Source organism: Streptosporangium sp. NPDC023615, assembly GCF_040640155.1.
Taxonomy (GTDB): Bacteria; Actinomycetota; Actinomycetes; order Streptosporangiales; family Streptosporangiaceae; genus Streptosporangium.
Map to the genome: position 1 here is coordinate 23,622 of NZ_JBFABE010000061.1, position 26,004 is coordinate 49,625.

Sequence of the window (26,004 nt, forward strand, 5' to 3'; positions counted from 1 at the left end):
CGTTTTCCTGGTGTTCGACCGATGACGTCCAGCCTTCCGCACCGCACCGGCCGAAACTCCGGTACGGGAGGGGGGTCCACACCAACCCGGGCGTCTCGGTCGGGCACGTCGCGGACGTCGCATGCCCCTGCCGACGGCCGGGGTCTCCTCGGAGGGGTGGGGACCAGGTCATGGGGCATGTGACAGCGGGCTCGGGTCGCGCAGGGCCCGGGCCCGCCCGTCATCGTTCCCCTCGCCGTCCGGCGTTCCCGTCGCGGCCCCGCCGCCCCCTCCTCCGGGCGATCGGCGCCTGGCGGATCCGGGTGCCTCACGAGCCGGCTGCCTGGCGGATCCGGCCGCCTCACGAGTCGGCTGTCTCACCGATCCGGGTGTATCACCGATCCGGGTGTCTCGCGGATCGGGTGTACTTACGGACGGGTGGCCGGGAGCGCGCGGAAGGCCGAATACACAGCCATCTACATACATCTGTCGATGCCCGCGTGGACGGCCCGCCCCTAGCGTCGGCGGAATGAGACCGACCTCTCCGTCCACAAGCTGCACCCTCACCGAGGCGGTGTTCGGCTACGCGCACGGGCGAGGTGATCGGCCCGCACTGATAGACCTCGACGCCGGCACGGTGTACGGCTACCGCCGCCTGGCGGCGGAGGTGACGCGAGGAGCCTCGGGCCTGGTGCGGCGAGGGGCGAGGCGGCGTCAGGTCGCCGGGATCCACGTGGACAGCGCGGTGACGCAGACGCTGGCGGTGCACACGGTCATCGCGGCCGGCGGGGTGGCGGCGCCCATCACCTCGGGGTGCGAGGAGATGGCCGACCTGCTGGCCGAGTGGGACGCCCGGCTGCTCATCACCACCCCGGGGCTGGCGGCCGCGTCGCTGCGGGCCGTGGAGGACTCCCGGGTCCGGCAGGTGATCGCGTTCGGCCAGGCCCGCGACACCGTCGACTTCGCCGACCTGCTGCTGCTCGAACCCGTTCCGCTGCCCTTCCTCGACCCGGCGGTGCAGCCCGCCCTGCTGGTCGAGGACGGGGGCGTGCTGACCCACCAGGATCTGATCACGCGGATGAACGCGCTCGACCGGGGAGCGGACCTCGGCAAGTCCGACGTGCTTCTGATCACCTGGCCCCTGCGGTGCAGCATGGCCCTGACGATCCTGATCGGCCTGGCGCTGATGCGCGGCTCCCTGGTCGTGGTGGCCCCCGGTCTCTCGTCCCGGGAGTTGTCGACGACCATTCACGACTTCGGCGTCACCGTCGTGGCGCTTCCCGACGGGGCCGTCCAGCGCGTCTGAGACGGACGGCCGGCATCACATGCCCCGGCGCACTCGCGCGATCCGGTGTACTGGCGCGTGTCAGGCGGGACGCGCCGGCGTTCATGCCGGTGCGCGTGTCGACACGGCACCGGTCCTGACGGCGTCGCCAGGTCCCGGTGGCGCCAGGTCCCGGCGTCGCGGACGTCCCGGCGGCGCGGACGACGGCCGGAGATCCTCACAGGTCGGGATGCGTAGCTGTTACCCGCGCAATCTTGACGGCGCTCGGTACGGAATGGCTTGATTGCACGTACTGACAACGTTGTCATGTTCTCGGGGGAGGACGCCTGTGCAACCTCGACCCCGAAGGGACGGAGAGCTGTGCGACGACAGTTGATGGCGGCCGTCGCGGCCACCATGGCGGGCCTGCTCGCCCTGACCGCGTGTGGTGACGGCGGTTCCACGCCGGGCCCGCAGATCGACGCGAAGAAGAAGGTCGAGGTCTTCTCCTGGTGGACGGGCCCCGGCGAGGCCGACGGGCTGAAGGCCATGAAGGAGATCTTCCAGAAGCAGAACACCGGGCTGGAGTTCTTCGACGCCGCCGTGGCGGGCGGTTCCGGGGACAAGGCGCGGGCCCTGCTGACCACCAAGCTGCAGGCGCAGACCCCGCCGGACACCTTCCAGGGGCACGCGGGCGCCGAGTTGCAGGGCTACATCAAGTCGGGGCAGCTCGAACCGCTGAACTTCCTCTACGACGAGCTCAAGCTCAAGGAGGCGTTCCCGCAGCAGCTCGTCGACCAGATCAGCGTCCAGGGGCAGATCTACTCGGTCCCGGTCAACATCCACCGCTCCAACGTGATGTGGTTCAACCCCGGGGTCCTGAAGGAGGCCGGCGTCGCCGAGGTGCCGAAGACGATCCCGGACTTCGTCGCGGCGCTGGAGAAGGTCAAGCAGAAGGGCAAGATCCCGCTCTCGATCGGCTCGGAGTGGACGATGGTCCACCTGCTGGAGAGCGTGCTGCTCGGCTCGCTCGGCACCGACGCCTACAACAGGCTCTGGACCGCCGGCTCCGACTGGTCCGGCCCGGCGATGACCAAGGCGCTGAACGACTTCAAGACGATCCTGTCCTACGCCGGTGACCCGGCCGACGACTGGCAGCCCGCGGCCAAGCAGGTGGCCGACGGTCAGGCCGCCTTCAACATCATGGGCGACTGGGCGTACGGCTACTTCCACAACCCGCCGGACGGCGGCCTGGGCAAGACGTCCAAGACCGACTTCGACTGGGCGCCCTCGCCCGGTACCGCCGGCACGTTCATGTGGCTGTCGGACAGCTTCACCCTGCCCAAGGGCGCGCCCAACCGCGACGGCGCCGTGGCCTGGCTGAAGGTGGCCGCGAGCAAGGAGGGCCAGGACGCCTTCAACCCGAAGAAGGGCTCCATCCCGGCCCGCAAGGACGCCGACACCGCCCTCTACACCGACTACCTCGCGGACGCGCTCAAGGACTGGGGTTCCGACGAGCTCGCCGGTTCCATCCAGCACGGCGTGGTCGTGAACGACGCCTGGCGCGTCTCGATCAACGAGGCGGTCGGCGTGTTCCACGGCGACAAGGACGTGACCGCGTTCCAGACGGCGCTGGCCGAGGCCGCCAAGAACTCCGGGCAGTGATCTCTCGGTACGGCCCGCGGTGACGCGGGCCGTACCTCGCGGAAGGGGTGCCGGTGACACCGACGACACCGACCACACCGACGGAGCCGCCGACACCGCCGCCGACGCCGACGCGGCTGACACGCGTGAGGCCGGCGACGCGGATGCGCAGGTGGCTGCCGGGCCTGTTGCTGGTCACGCCGTCGATCGTCGCGATCGCGGTCTTCGTGTACGGCATGCTCGGCTGGAACTTCCGGCTGGCCATGACCGACAAGCACGACGAGGTGTCCGAGGGAAACTTCGTCGGCCTGGAGAACTTCGTCACGCTCTGGGACCAGAAGCGCTGGGGCATCTCGGTGGAGCACGCGATCGTCTTCACGGCGGTCTTCGTGTTCGGGGCGCTGGTGCTCGGCTGGCTGCTGGCGTTCCTCATGGAGAAGGGGATCAGGGGGGAGGGGACCTTCCGGGCGGTCTACCTGTTCCCGATGGCGGTCTCCTTCGTCGCGACCGGGGTCGTCTGGCGCTGGCTGATGAACTCCTCCCAGGGCGAGCGGGCGGTCGGGCTGAACCGGCTGTTCGACACCCTGGGGCTCGAGTTCCTGCAGTGGCAGTGGTTCCGGGACCCGGACTGGGGGATGGCGGCCATGGCCATCCCCGCGATCTGGCAGATGTCCGGATATGTCATGGCTTTGTTCTTGGCGGGGTTCCGCGGGGTGCCCGAGGACCTCAGGGAGGCGGCCCGGGTCGACGGCTGTGGCGAATGGCAGGTCTACCGGCACATCGTGCTGCCGCTGCTCCGCCCGGTCACCCTGTCCGCGCTGATCATCCTGGGGCACATCTCGCTCAAGGTCTTCGACCTGATCGTCGCGGTCTCCGGCAAGCAGATCATCACCGACGTGCCCGCCGTGTTCATGTGGGTGGCGGTCTTCGACTCCCACGACCCGGCCAAGGGCGCGACCATCGCGTCCTACATCGTGCTCGCGGTCAGCGTCTTCGTCATCCCGTACCTGGTCTGGACACTCCGCAGGGAGAGGCGCTCGTGACCTTCCCCGCCGGAACCGTGACGCCCTCTCGCTCCGGAACCGTGGCGGTCCGCCGCTCCGGAGCCGCGACGGCCACCAACCTCGGAGGCACTCGATGACGACCACCGCGACCGGCACCGGCGCCGCCCCCGCGCGGGGCGGCGGCGCGGGCGACCCCGGTGACCGGGCCAGGCGGCGGGCGCGGCTGTCGCGCGGTGTCAGGCTGGTGCTGCTGGTCGCCTTCCTGCTCGTCTTCCTGATCCCGATCTACGTGCTGCTGGTCACCAGCTTCAAGCCGCTGACCGAGGCCGACCCCGGCCGGGCGTGGGCGCTGCCCGAGGTGTGGACGGTCGAGCCGTGGCGGGTGGCCTGGGAGAAGCTCGCCCCCGGCATCTGGAACAGCGTGCTGCTCGCGGTGCCCGGCTCGCTGATCTCGGCGGTGCTCGGCTCCATGAACGGCTACGTGCTGTCGAAGTGGCGCTTCCCCGGCTCCGACGTGCTGTTCACGCTCTTCCTGTTCGGCATGTTCATCCCGTACCAGGGCGTCATGATCCCGCTGGTCCAGCTCCTGGTGAAGCTGAACGAGGTCACGCTGGCGGTCACCGGGGTGCCGGGGGTCTTCTACGGTGCGATCCCCGGGCTGCTGCTGGCCCACGTGGTCTACGGGATCCCGATCTGCACGCTGATCTTCCGCAACTACTACGTCACCATCCCGGACGAGCTGATCGAGGCCTCCAGGGTGGACGGCGCGGGAATGCTGCGGACCTACTGGTCGGTGGTGCTGCCGGTCTCCGGCCCGGCCTTCGCGGTGGTGATCATCTGGCAGTTCACCTCGATGTGGAACGACTTCCTGTTCGCCGTCTTCCTCACCGGGCCGCAGAGCTGGCCCACCACGGTCATGCTCAACAACATCGCCGGGGCCCAGACCGTCCCCTACAGCCAGCAGATGGCCGCCGCCCTGCTCGCCTCCATCCCCACAATGATCATTTACGTCCTCCTCGGCCGCTTCTTCATGCGCGGCCTCATGGCCGGTGCCCTCAAGGGCTGAACCAGGAGGGAGGACCTGAGGGGTGAACCGTGCGGGGGCCGCCGACGTCTCATGATCATGAGATCGGCCGTGCTCCCCCTCCTGGTCCTGCTCACCGCCTGCGGCGCGCCCGCCTCCCCGACCGCGAAGGCGACCCCGGGCACGTCCCCGCCCTCGGGCGTGCCTGCCCCTCCGGTCGCGTCCCCGGTGGTGTCCCCGTCTTCGGGCGTGCCTTCGGCCGCGGACGGGACGCGGACGGGGGCGTCTCCCTCCCCGGGGGCGTCGGCGACGTCCGTGCCCGGGTGCGTCAGGCGCCCGGCGAGGAGGCTGGACGTCACCCTGATCCGGCAGGAGGCCTTCGACTACGACCCCCTCGGCTCCCCGGAGGAACTCGCCGCGAAGGTCCCGCTGGTCGTCGCGGGCACCACCGAGGACTTCCGGCCCGGACCGGTCATCGAGGAGGGGCTTCCCGGCGACCGTACGCACCACGTCCTGATGCCGGTGCGGGTGACCGAGCGGTTCAAGGGACGGATCTCCGGCGGCCTGGTCCACGTGAGGTTCTTCCAGGGGGGCACGTGGAAGAACCGGGTCCCGGTCCACTCGGTGGCCGACTTCCGGCGGGCCGTGCCCAGGGGCACCAGGGTCCTGCTGTTCCTCCACCCGCGGGTCCGCTCCCCCGATCCCGACCACGCGTGGCCCACGATCAAGGATCGGGCGCGCCTTCCGGCCGGGACGGTGCTCTACGCGACCCATCCCCAGGGAGTGCTGTTCGAACAGGGGCTGAGGGTCGTCGGCGGCAGGGAGGACGTCGTCCCCGCCTCCCGCTGGGCCGATCCCTGTGGCCTGGCGGGCATCGCCGAGCGGTTGCGCGGGGCCGGGTACGACGGTTCCCCGTGAGGTCGTGTGTCACCGGGGCCGACGGGGAACGACCGCACGCAGGCAAGTGATCATGTTCCCTGGCCGGGGTTCACGAGCGCGTCGCCCAGCGCGGTGCGGTGGTAGAGGACGCCCCGGCCGGTGCGGCTGCCGGTGACCAGGCCCGCCCGGCGCAGGGCGGCGATGTGGCCGCCCACGGTCCCCAGGCTCAGCCCCAGCAGGGCGACGAGCCCCGTGGTCGTCGCGGGGGCGGCCAGTTCGAGCAGGACCCGGGTCCTGGTGCCGCCGATCAGCCCGGCCAGGCCGTCCGGCGTCTCGGGCGGGACGGCGGTGCCCCGGGCCGGATAGCTGATCGCGTACGGCCAGTGGGTCTCCAGGTAGGAGCCCACCCCGACGGGGATCACGCTCGGGATGAAGAGCAGGCCGCGCCCGTCGAGCCGGTAGCTCTCGTCCGCGCTCTCGGAGAGCACCTCGATGACACCGTCGGGACGCCAGCGGACCCGGGGGCTGAGGTCGTCGAGCGCGGCGGCCCAGCCGTAGGTCGCCAGGCGGCCGGCCCGCTGGATCACGTCCCGCTCCATGATCGCGTGGAAGCGCGGCCAGGCCGGGGCGACGATCTCGTCCCAGGTCGCCTGGAGCGCGTCGGCGAACAGCCGGACCACGTCGGGCGAGAACAACAGGTCCATGACGTGTTCCGGAGGGCGCGGCATCCCCTCCAGGTTCCTGGCGATCTCGGTGTGCGCCCGCGCCACCGGGGTGGCGCGCACCACCGCGAGCTCCGCCTCGAAGGGGGTGTTCACCCCGGTCGGCGGCGGGGCGGGGAAGTCGGCGTTGTACTCCCGCTCGCGGAACAGCGTCACCATGAGGACCAGCCCCGGCTGGGTGACCAGCAGTCTCTCGTACGGCTCCCGCACCCGGTTCACCCACGCCCGCCACGGTCCGACCTCCCTCTTGCCGGACAGGATCCAGAGCGCGTGCTTGGTCACGATGAGCGGGGAGATGGCGAACCTGCTGGCCATGATGTCCTGCGGGGTGACCTCGATGCGGAAGACCATGGTTGACCTTTCGGGTATATCCGAAAGATTAGCCAGGCGGGCGAGGGCCTTCCACCATCGTGTCCATGACAGTGGAAGAACGTGACGCGACGACGGCGGAAGAACGCGGCGCGACCTACACGGAGGTCTTCGCGAGCCGGGAGTTCCGTATCCTCTTCGGCGGCTTCACCCTGCTGGTCGCGGGGGACCAGATCAAGATGCTGGCCCTGTCGGCGCTGGTCTACGCGCGGACCGGCTCGCCGGGGCTGTCGGCGGCGGCGTACATGCTGGGGTTCCTGCCCTACATCGTCGGCGGGACGTTCCTGCTCTCGCTGGCCGACCGGATCCGGCCACGCGCCCTGATGGTCGCCGGTGAGTGGGTCAGGGCCGTGACCTGCCTGCTGCTCGCCTTCACCGGGATGCCCGTCTGGGCGATGCTGACCCTGGTCCTCGTCACGGGACTGTTCTCCCCGGTCTTCGGAGCGGCGCGGACGGCGCTGCTGCCCGACCTGCTGCCCGGCGACGCGTTCGTGCTGGGCAGGTCCGTGCTGAACGTGACGTCCGCAGGCGCCCAGATCGGCGGCCTGGCCGCGGGCGGCGCCATCCTCGCCGTCACCGGGCCCGCCGGGGCGCTGGCCGTCACCGCCGCGCTGTCCGTCGTGGCCGCCGTGGTGCTGCGTTACGGCATGCCCGACTTCCCCGCCCGGAACGCCGGCCCCGCCCGAAGGCGTACGCGCGGGGACGGTGACCCGTCCGCAGGGAAGACCGGGAACGCCGACCTGCCTGCCGGGAACGCCGGGAACGCCGGGGACGCCGGGGACGCCGGGGACGCCGACCTGCCCGGGGGAGTCGCGGACGGCGACGAGCGGGTGGGTGCGCCCGTGAGGGGCGGCGCCGTGCGGGAGACGCTGCGGGTCAACCGGCTCCTGCTGGCGGACGCGCGGGTGCGCGGCCTGCTGTTCGCGCAGTGGCTGCCGGTCTCGCTCGTGGCCGGCGCCGAGGCGATGCTGATTCCCTATCTGGGGAACAAGGCCGGGTTCGCGCTCGCCGCCGCCTCGGTGGGCATGGCGCTCGGGAGCTTCGCCGCCGGCCGGTTGGTCTCGCCCGCGGGCAGGGAGCGGCTGGCGTTCCCTCTCGCGGTGGTGACGGGCCTTCCCCTCCTGGCGTTCGCCCTCCGGCCGGGACTCCTGGGGGCCGCCCTGCTCGTGCTGCTCGCCACGGCCGCCCTGGCGGCCTTCGAGCTGGGGTTGCAGCGGTGGTTCGTGGAGGCGGTGCCGGAACCGGTCAGGGGGCAGTCCTTCGGCCTGGCGTCGGCGGGGATGATGACCGGTCAGGCCATGGGCGCCGCCCTGGTCGGCGTGGCCGCCGAGCTGACCTCTCCGCCGATGGCCGTCGTCGTCGCGGGGGTGGCGACCCTCGTGTGCTCGCTCCTCCTCCACCGGTCGCTCAGGGTCGGCGGGCAACGGCCCACCTGAGGAGGAAAATCACGGGGGTGCTGTCGATGGGGTCGCATCCCGTTCGTCGTCATGGTGTGCGGTGACCCGCCGCGCGAGGAGACCACAGATCCGGAGGAGCCGGCCATGAAGTACATGCTGCTGATCAACAGTGGTGCGACCGACGCGAACGGCGGGGCCGCGGAGTGCAGCGTCGAGGACTGGACGGCCTACGACAAGGCCGTGCGGGACGCGGGGATCTACGTGTCGGGGGAGTCGCTGGCGGATCTGGTCACCGCCACGACGGTCCGGGTGGGGGCCGGGGGCGAGCGGACCGTCACCGACGGGCCGTTCGCCGAGACCCGCGAGGTGCTCGGCGGTTTCTACGTCATCGACGTGGCGGACCTCGACGCCGCGCTCGACTGGGCCGCCCGCTGCCCCGGCGCCGGCGGCAGCGGATCGGTCGTGGTACGGCCGGTCGCCGACTTCGGGGCCTGAGAAGCATGACGGGCCTGACGGGCCTGACGGATCGGGCGGGTCTCAGCGGCTCGACGGACCTCGGGGGCCTGGCGAATCCGCCGGACCTCGGGGGCCCGACGGGATGCCGGAGATGACGGGGATGCCGGGGATGCCGGAGCGGGAGACCGGCGCCGGCACGGACAGGGCCGTGGAGTCGGTGTTCCGCGAGGAGCACGGCCGGCTGCTCGCCTCCCTCGTCCGCCGATTCGGTGATCTCGACCTGGCCGAGGAGGTCGCCGCCGAGGCGATCGAGGCCGCGCTGGTGCACTGGCCGGAGCGGGGCGTCCCGGACAGGCCCGGTGCCTGGCTGCTGACGACGGCCCGGCGCAAGGCCGTCGACCGGCTGCGGCGCGACCAGGCGTACGCGGCCCGGCTCGCGGTCCTGCAGGTGGAGGCGGACCGGGCGCCCGCGGTCCCGCCCGCGGGTGAGGACGCCGACCTCCCGGACGAGCGGCTGCAACTGTTCTTCACCTGCGCCCATCCGGCCCTGCCGGCCGAGGCTCGCGACGCGCTGACGCTGCGCTGCCTGGCGGGACTGACCACACAGCAGGTCGCACGCGCCTTCCTCGTCCCACCGGCGACGATGGCCCAGCGGATCGTACGGGCGAAGAAGAAGATCCGCGAGGCCCGGATCCCCTTCAGGGTGCCGGGCGCCGACGAGTTGCCCGGCCGTCTGCCGGGTGTGCTCCAGGTCCTCTACTCGATCTTCACGGAGGGGTACGCGGCCAGCGCCGGTTCCCGGTTGCAGCGGCTCGACCTGGCCGAGGAGGCCCTCCGGCTGGCGCGGATCCTGCGCAGGCTGCTGCCCGCAGAGCGGGAGGTCGCCGGGCTGCTCGGGCTCATGCTGCTGGTCCACGCGCGACGCGAGGCCCGGACCGGCCCGGACGAGGAGCTCGTGCTGCTCGCGGACCAGGACCGCGGCCGATGGGACCGCACGATGATCGAGGAGGGGCTCGCCCTGGTGCCCGTCGCGCTGACCGGCGGCCCACCCGGCCCGTACGGCGTGCAGGCCGCGATCGCCGCCCTGCACGACGAGGCGGCGGACCTCGCGACCACGGACTGGCCGCAGATCGTGGCGCTCTACGGCGTGCTGCTCACCCTCGCGCCGTCCCCGGTCGTCGCCCTGAACCACGCCGCCGCGGTGGCGATGCGCGACGGCCCGGAGGCCGGGCTGGCACTGCTCGAGAACCTGGCCGGCGAGGAGCGGTTGCGCGGCTACCACCCCTACCCGATGGCACGGGCCGACCTGCTGCAACGGCTCGGCCGGCTTCCCGAGGCCGCCGCGGCCTACCGGGAGGCGCTCGCCCTGGCGGGTACCGAACCCGAACGCGCCCACCTGCGGCGCAGGCTGGACGAGATCGAGTCCTCCGGCGCGGACACCGGGATCGGCCCGTGACGGCGGGCGTCCCGCCGCGTCACCGGCGCGTGCCGTCATCCGCATGACCGCCACCCCCATGTCCGGCTCCACGGCCGGACCCGGCTCCACCCCCGGCACCGCACCCGCACGCGACGCCGCGCCCGACGCCGCACACACACCCGACGCCGCAGGCACACCCGACGCCGCACGCGACACCGCACCCGCACCCGCACCCGTGCCCGACACGGCATCCGACCGAGGAGAACGACACAACATGGACCGCGACCGCATTCTCGCGTGGGTGAAGGCCGAACGGCTCGCCTTCGCCGACCTGCTCGACGACCTCGACGATCACGAATGGGCGGCCCCCTCCCTCTGCGCCGGATGGACCGTTCGTGACGTGGCCGCGCACCTGACGCTGTCCACACGCGCCACCCTGTTCGGCACGATCAGGAGTGCGATCCGGGCACGCGGCGACTTCGACCGCATGGAGGCCGACCTGGCACGGGAGAGGGCGGTCGCCTTCGAGCCCGCGGAGCTCGTCGCGCAGATCCGCGAGACGGCGGGCTCGGCCCGCCGGATGGTCCTGTCCGGCCCGGTGGATCCGCTCGTCGACGCACTGGTCCACGGGCAGGACATCGCGCGCCCCCTCGGACGCGTACGGGAGATGCCCGTGCGGCCCGCGGTCGCGGCGATCGAGCATGTCATGGCCAGCCCGTTCTACGGCGCCCGCAAGCGCCTCGCCGGCACGAGGCTGGTGGCCACCGACCTGGAGTGGTCCGCGGGCAAGGGGCCCGACGAGGTACGAGGGAAGGTGTGCGACCTGCTCCTCCTGGCCACCGGGCGACCGGCCGGGCTCGCCGGCGTGTCGGGGCCGGGGGCCGAGAGGATCGCGGCCGCGCTGTAGGACCCCGGCGATCAGATCTCGACGCTCTCGCCCGGCACCAGCCGCCGGACGTCGGCGCCCAGGCGTTCGGCCTCGGCGGCGAGCACGCTCTCCAGCACCTGCACACCCCACTCGTTGATCAGCCCGTCATGGATCGCGTACGCGCGCCGGGGGGCGATCGCCCGCAGGTAGGCGATCATGTCCGGCACCGTCATCCAGGGGGCCTGGCCGGGCAGCAGCAGTGTCGGCACCTCGATCACGGTCAGCGCGTCACCGGGATGGAAGACCTCGTTGTCGACGACGAACCCGATGTTGTCGACCGGCGGCACGTCGGGGTGGCTGAAGTGGTGCTTGTCCCCCACGACCGACACCTCGAAGCCCGCGACCGACAGCGCGTCCCCCTCCTGGGCGACGTGCAGGCGGTCGCCGAGCCACTCCAGATGCCGGGCCACGCCGGGACAGGTGTACACGACCAGACCCGGGTCGGCGGTGGCGGCGGCGCGCAGGCGATCGGGTTCGAAGTGGTCGAAGTGCTCGTGCGTGACGAGCACGGCCTCCACGCCGGTCAGGGCGTCGGCCTCCGGGGTCATCGCGCCGGGATCGATGACCAGGGCCCGCCCGTCCTTCTCCAACCGCACGCACGCGTGTCCGAATTTGGTGATTTTCATACGTCTCATACTGGTCGCCGCGCGATGCCCCCCCGGCTGGATCCGCCACGGGCGAACGCCTCCCCCGGCCGGGGGAGGGGTTCCGGCGCACCCGGCGCGCATGCGGGCGGGACCCCGGCCGGGCGGGTGTCAGGGCGGGAGCTCTCCGGACCCGCGGGGGATGAGCCTGGTCGGCAGCTCGATCCGCTCGGGGGCGCCGCGGTCGCCGGCCAGGCGCCGGAAGAGCAGCTCCGCGGCGGTCCTGCCGAGCCCGGCCGGGTCCTGGGCCACCACGGTCACCCCGGGTACCAGCAGGTCGGCCAGTTCGAAGTCGTCGAAGCCCACCAGGGCCTGGCGGTGCCCGGCGCGCAGCACCGCCACGGTGATCCTGCCGTTGCCGGTGAAGACCGCGGTGGGCGGGTCACCGCCGCGGAGCATCCGGGTCAGGGCGGACCCCGCCTCCTCGGCGGGGCCGTTCGAGACCAGTGATCCGTCGAAGGTCAGGCCGGCCTCCTCAAGGGCGCGGCGGTAGCCCCGCAGGCGTTCTCCCGAGGTGAAGACGGACGCCCTGTCGCCGACGAAGGCGACACGCCGGTGCCCGTGCCGGATCAGGTGGTTCACCCCGGCGTACGCGCCCCCGGCGTTGTCGCACAGGACGGTGTCGCACGAATCGGTGTCACGGCCCGTGCCCGTGCCGCTGCCGGTCTCCGTGCCGGTGCCGGTGCCGTTATCGGTGCCCAGCCCTCCCGGCCGGTCGGCGAAGACCGCGGCGATTCCCGCGTCCAGCTCGGGACGCAGATAACCGTGGTCGGTCCCGGAGGGCACGATGATCAGACCGTCCACCCGGCGGGAGCAGAAGGTGAGGATCAGCTCCCGCTCGCGCCCGGGGTCCTCCCCGGAGGAGCCGCTCAGCACCAGCGAGCCGTGTCCCAGTGCCACCTCCTCGACCGCGCGGCCGAATCCCGAGTAGAACGGGTCCGCCACGTCCTCGATCACCAGGCCGATGCTCGACGTCCTGCCCCGGCGCAGGACGCGGGCGCTCTCGTTGCGCCGGTAGCCGAGCCGCTCGATGGCGGCGGAGACCCGTCCGGCGGTGGCCGGGGTGACCCCGGGTTCGTCGTTGACGACCCGGGAGACGGTCTTCAGCGCCACTCCGGCCGCCGTCGCGACGTCCTTCATGGTGGGACGTCCCCGCGCGCTCTCTGTCACGTCTTCGATCATCACCCAGGTTCCCCGTGCCGACAACGTTGTCATCGGCCGGTCGACTCTCTCCCGGCGCCCGTCGCGTGCAGGTCGGCCTCCACCCGCGCGGCGGTGGCCAGCAGCGGGGGCAACAGGTGGCGGCGTGCCGAGTCGGCGCTCGTACGGCTGGCGTGGGAGGAGATGTTGATCGCGGCGGTGACCCGTCCCGACCGCTCCCTGACCGGTGCCGCGATCGAGCGCAGGCCCTCCTCCAGCTCCTGGTCGACCATGGCCCACCCCTGGGCGCGGACCCGCTCCAGCTCCGCCCGCAGGGCGGCGGGGGTGGCGACCGTCCTGGCGGTGAGCCTGCGGAGCTCGACGCGCCCGAGGTAGGCGTCGAGGTCGTCCGGGGCGAGCCAGGCCAGCAACACCCTGCCCATCGAGGTGCAGTACGCCGGGAAGCGGGTACCGATGCTGATGCTCACCCGCATGATCCTGCTCGTCGCCACCCGGGCCACGTACACGACGTCCTCGCCGTCGAGCACCGCCACCGACGCCGACTCGTGCACCTCGGCGACGAGCCGTTCCAGATGCGGCTCGGCCACCTCGGGCAGCGACAGGCTGGACAGGTAGGCGTACCCGAGGTCCAGGACGCGCGGGGAGAGCGCGAACAGCCGCCCGTCGGTCCTGACATAGCCGAGGTCGACGAGCGTCAGCAGGAAGCGACGGGCCGCCGCCCGGGTCAGGCCGGTGGCGCGGGCCACCTCGCTGAGCGTCAGCTCGGGGCTCGCGGCGCTGAACGCCTTGATCACGGAGAGGCCGCGGGCCAGCGACTGCACGTGGTCGGAGCCGCGGTCAACCGGTTCGATCATTCTCGTCCTCCTCGTCCCGGTCGGACTCCAGCGCCGCCCGCGCGACCGCGAACGCCCTGTTGGCCGCGGGCACGCCCGCGTAGATCGCGGTCTGCAGCAGCACCTCCTTGATCTCCTCCTCGGTCAGGCCGATCCGCAGCGCCGCCCGCACGTGCAGGCCCAGCTCGTGCTCGTGCCCGAGGGCGGCGAGCATGGCCAGCGTGATGCAGCTCCGGACGCGCCGGTCCAGGCCGGGACGCGTCCAGATCTCCCCCCAGGCGTAGGCGGTGATGAACTCCTGGAAGTCCGCGGTGAACGGCGTGCCGTCCGCGGCGGCACGGTCCACGTGCTCGTCACCCAGGACGGCCCGTCGCGTCGCGTCCCCGGCGTCCCACCCGCTCCGGTCCCCGCCCGCACCCGTGCCGCCGCTCGTACCCGTGCCGCCGCTCGTGCCGGTGCCGGCGGTCGGTCCCGTACCGGTGCCCGTGTCCCGTCTCGCGTTCATGGACCTGCTCCCGTGCCGTTGCGGTGGGCGGCGAGCGCCCGGTCGACGAAGGTGGCGGCGGACCCGAGGCCGCCCGCCGGGTCCAGGGCCGCGTCGATCTCCTCGGCGGCCGGTGCGACGGCGGGGTCGGCGAGCAGCGCCTCCCGCAGCGACAGTCCCTCGTCCACGGCGCGGGCACAGGCGGCGTCCACCGTGCGCCGGGCCTGCGGGGTGCCGCCCAGCCTGACCACGACCTGCTCGGCCATCGGCAGCCCCCGGGTCAGGCCGAGGTTGGCGCGCATCCGGGCGGCGTCCACGGTCAGCCCCTCCAGCACCTCGCGGAGCCAGGCGGCGGCGCTGCCGGTGAGCCGGAGCAGCTCGCCCAGCGTCTCCCACTCGGCCTGCCAGGGGCCGGCCGCGCGTTCGTGCTCGGCGACCATGCCGCCGAGGATCGAGGCGACCAGCCCCGGCACCCGCTGCACGCAGGCGAGCACCGACATCGAGCCCACCGGGTTGCGCTTGTGCGGCATCGCGCTGGAGGTGCCCCGTCCCGGCCCGGTGGGTTCGGCCACCTCCGCCACCTCGGTCTGGGAGAGCAGCTTCACGTCGTTCGCGATCTTGGCGAGGGTCCCGGCGGAGACACCGAGCGCGCAGGCCAGCCGGGCCACCGGGCTCCGGTCGGTGTGCCAGGGCACGACCGCCTCGGCGAGTCCGAGCTCGGCCGCGAGCAGCGGCGGCACCTCGTGGCCCCGATCGCCGAGCACCGACAGGGTGCCGGCCGCGCCGCCGTACTGGGCCGGCAGCGGGGTCCGGGCCAGGTCGGCCCGGACACCGTCCAGCGCGCTCAGCCAGAGCGCCGCCTTCAGCCCGAACGTGATCGGTACGGCGTGCTGCAGCACGGTCCGCCCGGCCATGACGGTGTCGCGGTGCCCGGCGGCCAGGCGCGCGCACGCGCCGGCGCAGGCGGACAGGTCGGCCAGGATCGGTTCCAGGGCGCGGCGGGCGACGAGCATCGCCGCGGTGTCGTTGACGTCCTGGCTGGTGGCGCCGTGGTGGACGAACCGCCGCAGGTCCGGATCGACCCGCTCGCGCAGGGCGGCGACCAGCGGGATGACGGGGTTGCCGGTGCGTGCGGCCTTGCGTCCCAGCTCCGCGAGGTCGTAGAGCCCGGGACGGCAGGCGGCCGCCAGCGCCGCGGGCACCTCGGAGGGGACCAGACCGACCCGCGCCTGCGCGACGGCCAGCGCGGCCTCGACGTCCAGCATGGCGGCCAGCCAGGCGGCGTCCGACACCTGCGCCGCGGCCCCGCCCCTGGCGGTCGTCCCGGAGAACAGCCCGCCCCCCGGGGATGCCGCGGGGGACGGCCCGTCGTCCGCCGGAGGACCCATGTCCACCTCCGCGTGCTCTCCGGCGCCGGTCCCTCCGGTGCCGGTCGTGCGCCTGCCGCTCGTGTACCCGCTCAGGACCCGGCCCCCTCCAGGACCACGGCCAGTCCCTGGCCGACGCCGATGCAGATGGCGGCCAGCCCGTACCCGCCGCCCCTGCGGTGCAGCTCGTGGGCGAGGGTGCCCAGGATGCGCGCGCCCGAGGAACCCAGGGGGTGGCCGAGCGCGATCGCGCCGCCGTTCACGTTGACGATCCCCGGGTCGAGGTCGGGCCACTCGGCCAGGCAGGCCAGCGACTGGGCGGCGAACGCCTCGTTCAGCTCCACCACGCTCAGGTCGCCCCAGCCGATACCGGCCCGATCCAGCGCCGTGCGGGCGGCCTCGACCGGCCCGATGCCGAACAGGTGCGGCTCCACGCCGACCACGGCGCGCGAGACGATCCTGGCCAGCGGGGCCCGCCCCGCCCGTGCCGCCCCGGCCTCGTCGCCCAGCAGCAGCGCGGTGGCGCCGTCGTTGAGCGGCGAGGAGTTGCCCGCGGTGACGGTGCCGCCGGCGCGGAAGACCGGCTTGAGCCGGGCGAGGGACTCCTCGGTCGAGTCGGCCCTGATCGACTCGTCGTGGTCGAGGGCGTCGAGGGGGACGACCTCGCCGGCGAGGACGCCGCGCTCCCAGGCCGCCGCCGCGCGCCGGTGGCTGCGCAGCGCGAACCGGTCCTGGGCCTCGCGGCCGATGCCGTAGCGGTCGGCGAGGATCTCGGCGCCCTCGCCGAGCGCGACCGTCCACTCCTTCGGCATCCGGGGGTTGACCATGCGCCAGCCCAGGGACGTGTCGTGCAGGGTCGCCGGTCCCCGGTCGAAGGCGCGGGCCGGCTTGGGCATCACCCACGGCGCCCGGCTCATCGACTCCGAGCCCCCGGCGATCACCAGGGACGCGTCGCCCACGGCCACCGCACGGCAGGCGGCGACGGCCGCCTCCATGCCGGACCCGCAGAGCCGGTTGAGGGTGGTGCCGGGCACCGTCACCGGCAGCCCGGCGAGCAGCACCGCCATCCGCGCGACGTCGCGGTTGTCCTCGCCCGCGCCGTTGGCCGCGCCGAAGAACACGTCCTCGATCGCGGCGGGGTCCAGGGAGGGGGAGCGGTCCGCGAGCGCCCGGACGACGTGCGCGGCCAGGTCGTCGGGGCGCACGCCGGACAGCGCGCCGCCGTGCCGGCCGATCGGGGTGCGGACCGCGTCGAGGATGTGGACATCGTTCATGATCGGGCACTCCTGTCCGGGGGACGTCGTTCGGTGAGCTCGCGCAGGGCGGCGAGTTCCGCGGCGGACGGGGCCTCGGTCTCGCGCGGGCGGGGGGCGGCCCGCAGGTCCCAGCCGGTCGCGGCGCGGGCCGCCTCCAGCGTGACGCCGGGGTGCAGGTGGGTGAGGACCAGCTCGCAGGTGTCCGGGTCGGGCTCCAGGATGCCCAGGTCGGTGATGACCGTACGCGGGCCGCCGCCGCGCAGGCCCAGGCGCTCGCGGTCTCCGGGCCCCGAGCCGAAGCCCACGGAGGTGACGAAGTCCACCGAGGTGACGAACGCGCGCCGGCTCTGCCGCACGATCACCGTCACCTCGCGGCAGGAGGCGGCGATCTCCGGGGCGCCGCCCGCGCCGGGTAGACGGACCCGGGGGTCGTCGTACGGGCCGATCACGGTCGTGTTGATGTTGGCGAACCGGTCGATCTGGGCGGCGCCCAGGAAACCGACGTCGATGCGGCCCGGCTGGAGCCAGTAGTTGAAGATCTCCGGGACGCTGACGACGGCGTCGGCGGTCTCGGCCAGCACGCCGTCCCCGATGGACAGCGGCGGCCGGTCCGGCTTCGCGCCGATGGTTCCGGACTCGTAGATCAGGACCAGGCCGGGGGCGTGCGTGCGGCGGGCGAGGTTGGCGGCGGTGCTGGGCAGGCCGATGCCGACGAAGCAGCACGCCCCGTCGTCCAGGCGCCGGGCCGCGGCCACCGTCATCATCTCGTCGGAGGTGTACGCGGTCTCGCCGGAGGGGGGCGCGCCGGCGGCCCGTCCGTCGCGGCCGCCGTCGCGATCGTCGTGGTCGTGGTCGTCGCGGGCGGGGGCGGTCGTCACAGGATGTGCTCCCTCATCCAGGCCGCGAAGGTCTCCCGGTCGCGGCTGATCTCGTCCCAGGCGAGGTAGAAGTCGTTGTCGCGGCTGGAGTAGCCGGCGCTGTAGGACGGGTGCGAGCCGCCCGGGACCCGGCAGACGCGGGTGATCGCCCAGCCCGGCAGCACGATCGCGCCCGGCCGCGGCTCCAGCTCCTCGACGACCTCCTCCACGGTGACCAGCGAGCGGCGGGCGGCCAGGACGGCCTCCTTCTGCACACCCGTGATGCCCCACAACTGCACGTTGCCCCGCCGGTCGGCGCGCTGGGCGTGCACCACCGCCACGTCGGGGTTGATCGCGGGGACGGCGGTCAGTTCCTCGCCGGTGAACGGGCAGGTGATGGGCTTGATGTTGGCGGTCCTGCCGGGCAGGTCGGTGCCCCGATAGCCGCGCAGCACCGCGAAGGGGAGCCCGGAGGCCCCGGCGACGTAGGCGTTGGCGATGCCGGCGTGGCTGTGCTCCTCGATCTCCAGCGGGCCGGGCCAGCGGTTCTGCACGGCGTCACGGAAGCGGTGCAGCGACCCCACCCCGGGGTTGCCGCCCCAGGAGAAGACCAGCCTGCGGGCGCATCCCATCCCGATGAGCTGGTCGTAGATCAGGTCGGGGGTCATCCTGATCAGCGTCAGGTCACGGCGCCCCTGCCTGATGATCTCGTGACCGGCCGCGTAGGGGATGAGGTGGGTGAACCCCTCCATGGCCACGCTGTCGCCGTCGTGCACGAGCTCGGCCACCGCCTCGGCGAGCGGAACCACCGTGGCCATCGTCCCTCCTTGTTCGCCATGCGTACGTATGTTCTTCCATCGAACATATCCGGGCCGACTTCGGACGGTCAACCGGACCCGGGAGGCCGTCGTCGACCCGTTCGACGTACGGTCCTGATCGGCCGCGAGTGCGCCGCGACGCCGGTCTGAGCATCAACCCCACCCTTCTCCGGGCCGGTCGGCGCGCTGTGGGAGGGTGGGGCGGTGCCGGAGGAGGGGGGCGTTTTGTCGCAAATGTCACGCATGTCTTGGCTGTCGTGGCCGGTACTCGTCGCGGGCTTCGTACTGGCCTCGCTCAATCTGCGGCCCGCGCTGGCGGGGATCTCCCCGGTGCTGGACGAGATCATGGGCGATCTCGGGCTGAGCGCCGCCGGGGGAGGGGCGATCACCACGGTCATGGTGGTCTGCCTGGGCGTGCTCGGCCCGCTCGCGCCGCTGCTCGCGCGCCGCTTCGGCCTGGACCGCACGCTCCTGGCCGGACTGCTGCTCGTGGCCGCCGGGGTGATCCTGCGCGGCACGGGAAGCGTGCCCGCCCTGTACGCGGGCGCGGCCGTCGCCGGTACGGCCATCGCCGTCATGAACGTCGTGATGCCCGGCGTGGTCAAGCAGCACTTTCCCGGCCGGGTCGGGCCGTTCACCGCGGTCTACGTCTCCGGTCTGGTACTGGGTGCCGCCGCCGCGTCCGGGCTGGCGGTCCCGCTGGAGCGTGCCACCGGGTACGGCTGGCGCGAGGTGACCGCCATGGCCGCGATCCCGGCGCTGGCGGCGGCGGCGCTCTGGCTGCCCCAGGCGCTGCGCCGCCCCGTCCGCCCCGAGACCGCCCCCCGGCCGTTCGCCCTGCTGCTGCGCACCCGGGTTACCTGGTACGTCACCGCCTACATGGGCCTGCAGTCGCTGACCTTCTACATCATGCTGGCCTGGCTGCCGACGATCTTCCAGGAGGCGGGGCTGCCCGCCGACCAGGCCGGATACCTGCTCAGCCTCACCAATCTGGCCCAGGTGGCGGCCACCCTCACCGTTCCCGTCCTGGCGGGCCGGGCGCGCTCGCAGGTGGTCTACGTCACGGCCGCGACCGTGCTGACCGTGGCCGGGTACCTCGGCGTACTCGTCGCCCCGGCCACCCTGCCGTGGCTCTGGATGATCATCCTGGGGGTGGGGCAGGGCGCCTCGATCGCGCTGGCCCTGCTCATCATCACGCTGCGCGCCCCCGACCCGGTCTCGGTGACCGCGCTGTCGGCCGTCGCCCAGTCCTTCGGGTACACGCTGGCCGCCCTCGGCCCGCTCCTGGTCGGCGCGCTGCGCGAGAGCTCGGGCGGCTGGACCCTGCCGCTGCTGGCCGGTCTGGCCGCGTGCGGCCTGCAACTGGCAGCCGGATTCGCGGCGGGCCGCCCGGTCACGGTGCCCGTCCCGGACGACCCGCTTTCTTCGCGCGTCGTTGTCCCCCCGGCCACCTGAGTCTTCTACCGTCCTGAACATGATCCGTAGGCTTCTGGCCGCGGCGCTGGCGGTCCTCACGACCGGTACCGTCGCCGTTGTGCTGCAACGACCCGAACCCGCCTCCGCCGACCTGCGCGGACGTGCCCCCCTCGTCATCGGCCACCGCGGCGCCAGCGCGCACCGGCCCGAGCACACGCTGCTCTCGTACGAGGCCGCCATCGCGCTCGGCGCCGACTACATCGAACCCGATCTCGTCTCGACCAAGGACCACGTGCTCGTCGCCAGGCACGAGAACGAGATCGGCGGCACCACGGACGTCGAGAACCACCCCGAGTTCGCCGGTCGCCGCACCACCAAGACCATCGACGGCGTCCCGGTCACCGGCTGGTTCACCGAGGACTTCACGCTCGCCGAGCTGAGGACCCTCCGGGCCGAGGAGCGCATCCCCGACCTGCGCCCCGGCAACACCGCCTTCGACGGCCTCGCGCAGATCCCCACCTTCGACGAGGTCGTCCGGCTCGCGCGGCACCACGGCGTGGGCGTCTATCCCGAGACCAAGCACCCGAGCTACTTCGACTCCATCGGCCTCTCCCTGGAGGAGCCGCTGCTGGAGGTGCTCGGCCGGCACGGCTGGAACGGGCGGCGCGCCCCGGTCTTCATCCAGTCGTTCGAGACCGCCAACCTGCGTGAGCTGAGCAGGAAGACCCGGGTGCCGCTGATCCAGCTGATCACCGCCACCGGTGCCCCGTACGACTGGATCGCGGCCGGTGACCCGCGCACCTACGACACCATGGTCACCCCCGCCGGACTGCGTGAGATCGCCGGTTACGCGGCCGGTATCGGCGTCGACACCCGGCGCCTCGTGCCCGTCGGCCCGGACGGCAGGCTCCTGCAGCCCACCACGCTCGTCAGGGACGCTCACCGCGCCGGCCTGAAGGTCCACACCTGGACGGTCAGGAACGAGAACGCGCAGCTTCCGGTGGACTTCCGGCTCGGCAACCCGGCCAGCCCGGCCTTCCCGCGAGCCACCGGAGACGTGATGGGCTGGCTGGAGAAGCTCTACGGCCTCGGCCTGGACGGCGTCTTCGCCGACGACCCGGGAGTGGCCAGGGCCGTCCGGGAACGGGTGAGCTGACCTTTCCCTGCCTTTCTCGCCGGTCCCGGGTCGCGCGAACCGTCGCGGGACCCAGGACCGGCGAGCGGCGGCGCGGACGCCGGAGGGCCCTTCCCCCGAGGGCCGACACCTCGGAGGGCCGACACCCCGGAGGGCCACCACCCCGGAGGGCCGCCACCTCAGAGGGGCGTTACTCCGAGGGTCGTCACACCCAGGGCCGTTACCCCGAGGGCCGTCACACGCGGGACCGTCACAGGCGGGAGGGGAGTTCCGCGTCGGCCCGGCGCGGGCTCTTGCCCGATCGGGGCAGGACGGCCAACCCGACCAGGAAAAGGACGCAGGTCAGCAGGATGAGCTGCAGGTCGTAGCGAAGATCCTTGGTGGGCGTCAGCATGTTGCCGACGTGGAAGCCGGTGTGCACGCCGACCGCCATCCAGACCGCGCCGCTGCGCACCCGTGCCGCCGTGCAGGCGAAGCCCAGGGCGGTCGCCTGCACGACATAGAGCAGTTTCTCGACGGGGCTGTCGGCCGAGCTCTGGGAGACGATGTGCATGACGCCGAAACCCGCCGACACGACGAACAGGACCATGCGCGGCGAGAGGCGGTCCGAGAGCGTGTCGAACAGGTGCCCCCGCCAGAGCAACTCCTCGGGGAACGCCTGTCCGAGCACGACGAACGCGACCGTGAGCGCCAGGTAGGGCAGCGAGGGGGCCACCGCCTCCTGCCACGAGGTCCAGGTGGCAACGTCCAGTGTCACCGAGAGCGCGTTCCCGGCGATCACCGGCACGGCGCCGATGAGCAGGCCGGCCGGCACATGCCACGCGGCCGACCACGACCGCGTCAGCCGCACCCCCGACCAGCTCTGGTGACCCAGGTAGCGACGGATCGCGTACACCAGGACGATCGAGGCGACCGTGGTGCCGAGCATGCCCAGCGGCCTGTAGAACGGATTCGTCCGGTCCATGAGCAACACGACGGGCAACGTCCCGATCATGACCTGGACGAGCATGGCGGCCATCGTTATCGGCACGGCCCAGACGGGGCGGGTGGCTCTCATGGAGGACAACCCTAGAAACGGGCACCGCGTGGCGCATCGAGCGACGGATAGAAACGACCATGACCGTGGTCATGGTGCCTTTGGGGGGATCACCCGCGGGGGGCCGGCGGCCTAGGGTCGTGGCATGCTGCGTTTGGACTGGTTACGCGACGACGATCGGCCTTTCCTGTTCAGCGTCCTGTTCTGGGGGGTGCTCGTCACCACCGCCGTCGCCCACGCCTTCTCCCCCAGCGGCCCGCTCGCCCGCGTGCTGATCGGGCTGAACCTCGCGCTGGTCGCCGGCCTCTGGCTGGTGCTGCCCTGGGACCTGTCGCGAGGCCGCCGTTTCGTGGCCCCGATGTTCCTGGTGGCCACCCTGCTGCTGGGGATCACCGGTTCCAACGGCACCCACACGCTGCTCCCCCTCATCGCCGTCGCCAACCTCGCCTTCCTGTACGGCATGCGCGCCGCGTCGGTCATCCTGACGTCGCTGGCGGTGTGCCTGTTCGCGGCCGTCCCGCTGTTCTTCGGCAAGCCCGTCCTCGACGGGCTCGCCCAGGTCACGAAGATGGCGATGTTCTCCGCGTTCGTGCTGGGCCTGGCCTCCTCCACGCTGACGGCGCGGCGCAGCCGCGAGGAGACGCGGCGTCTGCTGGGGCGGATCAGGGAGCTCGCGGTCGCGGAGGAACGGGCGAGGATGGCCGCGGAGATGCACGACTCGATCGGGCACCACCTGACCGTCATCAAAATGGACCTGGAGAACGCCGAACGCTTCCGCGAGCGCCGACCGGAGGCGGCCTGGGCCGAGGTGCGCCAGGCCAAGGAGCTGACCGTCGAGGCGCTGGCCGACGCCCGGCGCTGGGTGCGCGCGCTGCGTCCGCTGGCGCTGGACGGCCGGGTCGGCAGCGCGGCGCTGGAACGGCTGGCCGCCTCGTTCGACGGCACGGGCATCACGGTCGCCTTCGAGATCGAGGGCACCGAGCACCGGCTGGAGGCCGACGCCGAGCTGGTGCTGTACCGGGTGCTGCAGGAAGGGCTGACCAACGCGCTGAGGCATTCCCAGGCGCTGCACGTGACCGTCAGACTCGTCTTCGACGACGGGCGGACCGTGCTCGTGGTCACCGACGACGGCAAGGGCGCCGACGAACGCTCCAGGCGAGGCTTCGGGCTGACGTCGCTGACCGAACGGGCCCGGGCCCTCGGCGGTACGCTGACCGGCGGCAACGCCCCGGAGGGCGGGTTCGCGTTACGGGCGGAGCTGCCGGTCGCGCCGGTTGGAGTGGGGAGGCGATGATGAGCTCGATCAGGATCATCCTGGTCGACGACCAGGAGCTGATGCGCCAGGGGCTGCGCAAGCTGCTGGAGGTCGAGCCCGGGATCGAGGTGGTGGGGGAGGCGGCCGACGGCCTGGAGGCGCTGCGGGTGGTGAGGGAGACCGATCCGGACGTCGCCCTCGTGGACGCGCGCATGCCCGGGATGGACGGGGTGGAGCTGATCGTCCGGCTCTCCGCGGAACACCCGAGGGTGGCCGCGATCGTGCTCAGCACCTTCGACGAGGACGACTACATCTTCGGTGCGCTACGCGGCGGCGCCTTGGGCTACCTGCTCAAGGACTGCTCTCCCGAGGAGCTGGTCTCGGCCGTCCACCGGGTCGGCCGGGGGGAGACGGTGCTCGGCGCCCCCGTGGCCGCCAGGCTGGTCGCCGAGATCCGGCACTCCCCCGCGGCCGGCGGCGGATCGCGGGCGGAGGACCTGCTCTCCACCCGTTTCCGCGGGCAGGAGCTGCTCTCCGCCCGCGAGATCGAGGTGGCCAGGATGGTCGCCCAGGGAGCCGTCAACCGGGAGATCGCGGCCCGGCTGTTCATCACCGAGGGCACGGTCAAGAACCACGTCTCCAGCGTCCTGCGCAAGCTGGGCCTCCGTGACCGGATCCAGATCGCCCTGCACCTCAAGGAATGATCCGGTCTAACGGTCGAACCAGGCCGAAGCGGCGGGACGCGAGAGCTGGAACACGACGACCACGGCCAGGAACAGGCTGATCAGGCCGTTGACGCTGGAGCCGGCCACGAAGGCGTACCCCTCTTCGAGGATCACGAGGCCCTCGACCGCGAACGCGGTGATACGGACCCATTTCCTGCGCGTGCGGCAGCAGGCGGCGAGCACGCCGATCAGCACCGTGACACCGACGCCGAGAACGAGGAGGGGGAGCCTCCCCGCGTCACCGATGTCGATCGTGCCGCCGAGGAAGATGAGGAGAACCGCGAACCCCAGGAGCGGCATCGCCATCTGAATCCACATGATCACCCGAGCCGTCCTGACTTCCTGCGGCATCGGCTCGGTCTTGTACGGCCCGGACATGGGAGCCTCTCGAACGGGGTGGGGGAATCGACGATGCCCCAGCGTAGATGATCACCGGCCGTTCACGACCGCGCCGCCGCGGGCGGGCGGAACTGCTCGATCATCGCCGCGTAGCCGTCGCCACCGCGCCCGTCGGCCACGGCCCGCTCGGCCAGGTCCTTGACCAGCCGGGGGAACTCGGTGCTGACACCGAGGGACTCGCTCTCGTGGACGAGGTGCTCCATCGCGGTCAGGTGGGTGCCGATGGTGGCGTCGGGGGCCGGGTACGTGCCGTCGTCGATCTGCCGCGCGTACCCGGCCACCCAGTCCGCCACGGTGGCGATCCCGGTCGTCGCGATCGGGGCGAACGCCGTGGCCTTCACACCCGCGGCGCCGAGCAGGGCGGCACCCTGCAGGAAACCGTTCAGGATGCCCCACATCAGTCCCAGCACGGCCACGTCGTACAGCGACGACAGGGTGTGGTCCTCACCGAGGTACGTCATGCCCGTGCCGAGAACTTTCAGGGCCGGCTCGTGCGGGTCGAAGGCCGATCGCGGCCCGCTGCAGAGGATGACGGCCTCGGCGCCGATGCCCGGCGGGGCGGCCAGGACCGCGCCGTCGAGATAGGCGCCGCCCTTCCGCTCCACCCGTTCCGCGGTCTCGCGGGCCGTCCGCGACGTGCCGGAGGTCAGGTTCACCAGGACCCGGCCGTCGAGGACGTCACCGAGGGAATCGAGGATCTCCCGTACGGCGTCGTGGTTCGCGACGCAGACGATCACGAGCGGGGCGGCCGCGACGGCGTCGCCGGGTGAGCCGGCGAGCTTCGCGCCCTGGGCGACGACGGGCTCGGCCTTCGCCGCGGTGCGGTTCCACACGGTCGTGGGGTGCCCCGCGCGCAGGAACGCCTCGGCCAGCGCCCGTCCCATCAGTCCCAGGCCGAGGACCGTCACGGGAGGGGGGGCGTCGTCGCGATCCTGGGTCGCGTGCTTCTTCGCGGGGGAGGTGGGGGAGGTGGCAGAGTGGGGAGAATCGGTGCTCATGGCAGAATCCTCAACGTTCATACCGGTGTGAAGGTCAAGGGGGAGCGGTCATGCTGATCGGGGAGCTGAGCCGGCGGACCGGTGTCCACACGCATCAACTGCGCTACTACGAGGCGCAGGGACTGCTGGAGCCGGAGCGTGCCTCCAGCGGTTACCGCGAGTACGGCGACGACGCCGTCCTGACCGTGACCCAGATCAGGAAGCTGCTCCAGGCGGGCCTGTCGAGCCGGCAGATCGCGTACCTGCTGCCCTGTGTCACCGGTCCGGCCCCCGACCTGGAGCCCTGCCCCGAGCTCCTGGACACCCTGCGAGCCCGCCTGTACGGGCTGGACGAGCGGATCGACACGCTCAGCCGCTCCCGCGAGGCCCTGCGCGACTACATCGACGTCACCGAACGGCGGGTGTCGCCGCACTACCCGCCGTGCGACGCCACCGAGCCGGAGCCGGTGTCGCTGTCGGTGCGACGAGCCGTCGCCTCCCGGCTCGTACCATCCGGCGCCGACCCCGCAGACGGCGCGCCCGCCGGAGACCCGGTCC

At 72.6% G+C, this 26,004-nt stretch carries 26 protein-coding genes; 14 read left to right on the forward strand and 12 right to left on the reverse strand.

Translation table 11 applies throughout. The features are described 5' to 3' along the window. Positions 1–508: 508 nt before the first annotated feature. The 5 genes from AB0G16_RS30505 to AB0G16_RS30525 all read left to right on the forward strand — a co-directional run bounded on the left by AB0G16_RS30505 (position 509) and on the right by AB0G16_RS30525 (position 5,833). A complete protein-coding gene (locus AB0G16_RS30505) occupies positions 509–1,285 on the forward strand; it encodes an AMP-binding protein (RefSeq protein ID WP_362812631.1) in 777 nt (258 codons plus the stop codon). A 339-nt stretch (positions 1,286–1,624) separates the two neighbouring features. Next, on the forward strand, positions 1,625–2,908 hold the full coding sequence (locus AB0G16_RS30510) for an ABC transporter substrate-binding protein (RefSeq protein WP_362812635.1): 1,284 nt from the start codon (positions 1,625–1,627) through the stop codon (positions 2,906–2,908). A 143-nt stretch (positions 2,909–3,051) separates the two neighbouring features. Further along, positions 3,052–3,930, forward strand: coding sequence for a sugar ABC transporter permease (locus tag AB0G16_RS30515; protein ID WP_362812709.1), 879 nt, complete (start codon positions 3,052–3,054; stop codon positions 3,928–3,930). Positions 3,931–4,024: 94 nt separating this feature from the next. Next, positions 4,025–4,957, forward strand: a complete 933-nt coding sequence (locus tag AB0G16_RS30520; protein WP_362812638.1) for a carbohydrate ABC transporter permease — start codon at positions 4,025–4,027, stop codon at positions 4,955–4,957. 273 nt (positions 4,958–5,230) lie between these two features. Further along, positions 5,231–5,833 carry a hypothetical protein gene (locus AB0G16_RS30525; RefSeq protein ID WP_362812641.1) on the forward strand — a complete coding sequence of 201 codons (603 nt, stop codon included), beginning with the start codon at positions 5,231–5,233 and terminating at the stop codon, positions 5,831–5,833. 50 nt (positions 5,834–5,883) lie between these two features. Here the strand turns inward: AB0G16_RS30525 and AB0G16_RS30530 are convergent, their stop codons facing one another. Continuing rightward, entirely contained in the window at positions 5,884–6,867 is a 984-nt protein-coding gene (locus AB0G16_RS30530) for an ArsR family transcriptional regulator (protein WP_362812644.1), read from the reverse strand. Between the two features lie 65 nt (positions 6,868–6,932). On the opposite strand from AB0G16_RS30530, the gene AB0G16_RS30535 reads away from it, so the two are divergent. From AB0G16_RS30535 to AB0G16_RS30550, 4 genes are all read left to right on the forward strand, one after another. Further along, positions 6,933–8,321, forward strand: coding sequence for an MFS transporter (locus AB0G16_RS30535; protein WP_362812647.1), 1,389 nt, complete (start codon positions 6,933–6,935; stop codon positions 8,319–8,321). 105 nt (positions 8,322–8,426) lie between these two features. Continuing rightward, entirely contained in the window at positions 8,427–8,777 is a 351-nt protein-coding gene (locus AB0G16_RS30540) for a YciI family protein (RefSeq protein ID WP_362812651.1), read from the forward strand. Positions 8,778–8,889: 112 nt separating this feature from the next. After that, on the forward strand, positions 8,890–10,194 hold the full coding sequence (locus AB0G16_RS30545) for a sigma-70 family RNA polymerase sigma factor (protein WP_362812654.1): 1,305 nt from the start codon (positions 8,890–8,892) through the stop codon (positions 10,192–10,194). A gap of 235 nt (positions 10,195–10,429) precedes the next feature. After that, complete coding sequence (locus AB0G16_RS30550) at positions 10,430–11,062, forward strand: maleylpyruvate isomerase family mycothiol-dependent enzyme (protein ID WP_362812657.1); 633 nt, start codon at positions 10,430–10,432, stop codon at positions 11,060–11,062. Between the two features lie 11 nt (positions 11,063–11,073). Here AB0G16_RS30550 and AB0G16_RS30555 read toward each other — a convergent pair whose 3' ends face one another. From AB0G16_RS30555 to AB0G16_RS30590, 8 genes are all read right to left on the reverse strand, one after another. Continuing rightward, positions 11,074–11,709, reverse strand: coding sequence for an MBL fold metallo-hydrolase (locus AB0G16_RS30555; RefSeq protein WP_362812660.1), 636 nt, complete (start codon positions 11,707–11,709; stop codon positions 11,074–11,076). A 129-nt stretch (positions 11,710–11,838) separates the two neighbouring features. Next, positions 11,839–12,897 carry a LacI family DNA-binding transcriptional regulator gene (locus AB0G16_RS30560; RefSeq protein ID WP_362812663.1) on the reverse strand — a complete coding sequence of 353 codons (1,059 nt, stop codon included), beginning with the start codon at positions 12,895–12,897 and terminating at the stop codon, positions 11,839–11,841. A gap of 41 nt (positions 12,898–12,938) precedes the next feature. Further along, a complete protein-coding gene (locus tag AB0G16_RS30565; RefSeq protein ID WP_362812666.1) occupies positions 12,939–13,742 on the reverse strand; it encodes an IclR family transcriptional regulator C-terminal domain-containing protein in 804 nt (267 codons plus the stop codon). Beyond that, entirely contained in the window at positions 13,726–14,226 is a 501-nt protein-coding gene (pcaC, locus tag AB0G16_RS30570; protein WP_362812669.1) for a 4-carboxymuconolactone decarboxylase, read from the reverse strand. Before pcaC ends, AB0G16_RS30565 begins: the two co-directional genes overlap by 17 nt. After that, a complete protein-coding gene (gene pcaB / locus AB0G16_RS30575; RefSeq protein ID WP_362812672.1) occupies positions 14,223–15,593 on the reverse strand; it encodes a 3-carboxy-cis,cis-muconate cycloisomerase in 1,371 nt (456 codons plus the stop codon). Before pcaB ends, pcaC begins: the two co-directional genes overlap by 4 nt. Positions 15,594–15,664: 71 nt before the next feature. Then, positions 15,665–16,846, reverse strand: coding sequence for an acetyl-CoA C-acyltransferase (locus tag AB0G16_RS30580; RefSeq protein ID WP_362812675.1), 1,182 nt, complete (start codon positions 16,844–16,846; stop codon positions 15,665–15,667). Next, entirely contained in the window at positions 16,843–17,592 is a 750-nt protein-coding gene (locus tag AB0G16_RS30585; RefSeq protein WP_362812712.1) for a CoA-transferase, read from the reverse strand. Before AB0G16_RS30585 ends, AB0G16_RS30580 begins: the two co-directional genes overlap by 4 nt. A 110-nt stretch (positions 17,593–17,702) precedes the next feature. Further along, positions 17,703–18,503 carry a CoA-transferase gene (locus tag AB0G16_RS30590; RefSeq protein WP_362812678.1) on the reverse strand — a complete coding sequence of 267 codons (801 nt, stop codon included), beginning with the start codon at positions 18,501–18,503 and terminating at the stop codon, positions 17,703–17,705. Between the two features lie 243 nt (positions 18,504–18,746). Here AB0G16_RS30590 and AB0G16_RS30595 point away from each other — a divergent pair, with 243 nt between their 5' ends. Both AB0G16_RS30595 and AB0G16_RS30600 read left to right on the forward strand, forming a co-directional pair. Then, positions 18,747–19,958: an MFS transporter gene (locus AB0G16_RS30595; RefSeq protein ID WP_362812681.1), complete on the forward strand. Its 1,212-nt coding sequence runs from the start codon at positions 18,747–18,749 to the stop codon at positions 19,956–19,958. A gap of 19 nt (positions 19,959–19,977) precedes the next feature. Then, on the forward strand, positions 19,978–21,075 hold the full coding sequence (locus AB0G16_RS30600) for a glycerophosphodiester phosphodiesterase (protein WP_362812684.1): 1,098 nt from the start codon (positions 19,978–19,980) through the stop codon (positions 21,073–21,075). Positions 21,076–21,304: 229 nt separating this feature from the next. Here AB0G16_RS30600 and AB0G16_RS30605 read toward each other — a convergent pair whose 3' ends face one another. Further along, positions 21,305–22,111: a type II CAAX endopeptidase family protein gene (locus tag AB0G16_RS30605; protein ID WP_362812687.1), complete on the reverse strand. Its 807-nt coding sequence runs from the start codon at positions 22,109–22,111 to the stop codon at positions 21,305–21,307. A gap of 124 nt (positions 22,112–22,235) precedes the next feature. Here AB0G16_RS30605 and AB0G16_RS30610 point away from each other — a divergent pair, with 124 nt between their 5' ends. Further along, on the forward strand, positions 22,236–23,384 hold the full coding sequence (locus AB0G16_RS30610; RefSeq protein WP_362812690.1) for a sensor histidine kinase: 1,149 nt from the start codon (positions 22,236–22,238) through the stop codon (positions 23,382–23,384). Next, the gene (locus AB0G16_RS30615) at positions 23,384–24,049 is read left to right on the forward strand and encodes a response regulator transcription factor (RefSeq protein ID WP_362812693.1); all 666 of its coding nucleotides are present in this window, start codon (positions 23,384–23,386) and stop codon (positions 24,047–24,049) included. The genes AB0G16_RS30610 and AB0G16_RS30615 overlap by 1 nt, the downstream gene beginning before the upstream one ends. Positions 24,050–24,055: 6 nt before the next feature. On the opposite strand, the gene AB0G16_RS30620 is transcribed toward AB0G16_RS30615, so the two are convergent. Both AB0G16_RS30620 and AB0G16_RS30625 read right to left on the reverse strand, forming a co-directional pair. Continuing rightward, on the reverse strand, positions 24,056–24,394 hold the full coding sequence (locus AB0G16_RS30620; RefSeq protein WP_362812697.1) for a hypothetical protein: 339 nt from the start codon (positions 24,392–24,394) through the stop codon (positions 24,056–24,058). Between the two features lie 116 nt (positions 24,395–24,510). Next, positions 24,511–25,467 (reverse strand): NAD(P)-dependent oxidoreductase, encoded by a 957-nt coding sequence (locus AB0G16_RS30625; protein WP_362812700.1) that lies wholly within the window; start codon positions 25,465–25,467, stop codon positions 24,511–24,513. A 50-nt stretch (positions 25,468–25,517) separates the two neighbouring features. Here AB0G16_RS30625 and AB0G16_RS30630 point away from each other — a divergent pair. Beyond that, the coding region (locus AB0G16_RS30630; RefSeq protein ID WP_362812703.1) for a MerR family transcriptional regulator at positions 25,518–26,004 on the forward strand (487 nt) is incomplete at its 3' end.

Bases quoted from the DNA above. Each gene is read 5' to 3' on its own strand.
- AB0G16_RS30505 (WP_362812631.1), top strand. From the start codon at position 509: ATGAGACCGACCTCTCCGTCCACAAGCTGCACCCTCACCGAGGCGGTG.
- AB0G16_RS30515 (WP_362812709.1), top strand. From the start codon at position 3,052: ATGCGCAGGTGGCTGCCGGGCCTGTTGCTGGTCACGCCGTCGATCGTC.
- AB0G16_RS30520 (WP_362812638.1), top strand. From the start codon at position 4,025: ATGACGACCACCGCGACCGGCACCGGCGCCGCCCCCGCGCGGGGCGGC.
- AB0G16_RS30530 (WP_362812644.1), bottom strand. From the start codon at position 6,867: ATGGTCTTCCGCATCGAGGTCACCCCGCAGGACATCATGGCCAGCAGG.
- AB0G16_RS30535 (WP_362812647.1), top strand. From the start codon at position 6,933: ATGACAGTGGAAGAACGTGACGCGACGACGGCGGAAGAACGCGGCGCG.
- AB0G16_RS30540 (WP_362812651.1), top strand. From the start codon at position 8,427: ATGAAGTACATGCTGCTGATCAACAGTGGTGCGACCGACGCGAACGGC.
- AB0G16_RS30545 (WP_362812654.1), top strand. From the start codon at position 8,890: ATGACGGGGATGCCGGGGATGCCGGAGCGGGAGACCGGCGCCGGCACG.
- AB0G16_RS30550 (WP_362812657.1), top strand. From the start codon at position 10,430: ATGGACCGCGACCGCATTCTCGCGTGGGTGAAGGCCGAACGGCTCGCC.
- AB0G16_RS30555 (WP_362812660.1), bottom strand. From the start codon at position 11,709: ATGAAAATCACCAAATTCGGACACGCGTGCGTGCGGTTGGAGAAGGAC.
- AB0G16_RS30565 (WP_362812666.1), bottom strand. From the start codon at position 13,742: ATGATCGAACCGGTTGACCGCGGCTCCGACCACGTGCAGTCGCTGGCC.
- pcaC (WP_362812669.1), bottom strand. From the start codon at position 14,226: ATGAACGCGAGACGGGACACGGGCACCGGTACGGGACCGACCGCCGGC.
- pcaB (WP_362812672.1), bottom strand. From the start codon at position 15,593: ATGGGTCCTCCGGCGGACGACGGGCCGTCCCCCGCGGCATCCCCGGGG.
- AB0G16_RS30580 (WP_362812675.1), bottom strand. From the start codon at position 16,846: ATGAACGATGTCCACATCCTCGACGCGGTCCGCACCCCGATCGGCCGG.
- AB0G16_RS30585 (WP_362812712.1), bottom strand. From the start codon at position 17,592: ATGATGACGGTGGCCGCGGCCCGGCGCCTGGACGACGGGGCGTGCTGC.
- AB0G16_RS30590 (WP_362812678.1), bottom strand. From the start codon at position 18,503: ATGGCCACGGTGGTTCCGCTCGCCGAGGCGGTGGCCGAGCTCGTGCAC.
- AB0G16_RS30595 (WP_362812681.1), top strand. From the start codon at position 18,747: ATGTCTTGGCTGTCGTGGCCGGTACTCGTCGCGGGCTTCGTACTGGCC.
- AB0G16_RS30600 (WP_362812684.1), top strand. From the start codon at position 19,978: ATGATCCGTAGGCTTCTGGCCGCGGCGCTGGCGGTCCTCACGACCGGT.
- AB0G16_RS30605 (WP_362812687.1), bottom strand. From the start codon at position 22,111: ATGAGAGCCACCCGCCCCGTCTGGGCCGTGCCGATAACGATGGCCGCC.
- AB0G16_RS30610 (WP_362812690.1), top strand. From the start codon at position 22,236: ATGCTGCGTTTGGACTGGTTACGCGACGACGATCGGCCTTTCCTGTTC.
- AB0G16_RS30615 (WP_362812693.1), top strand. From the start codon at position 23,384: ATGAGCTCGATCAGGATCATCCTGGTCGACGACCAGGAGCTGATGCGC.
- AB0G16_RS30625 (WP_362812700.1), bottom strand. From the start codon at position 25,467: ATGAGCACCGATTCTCCCCACTCTGCCACCTCCCCCACCTCCCCCGCG.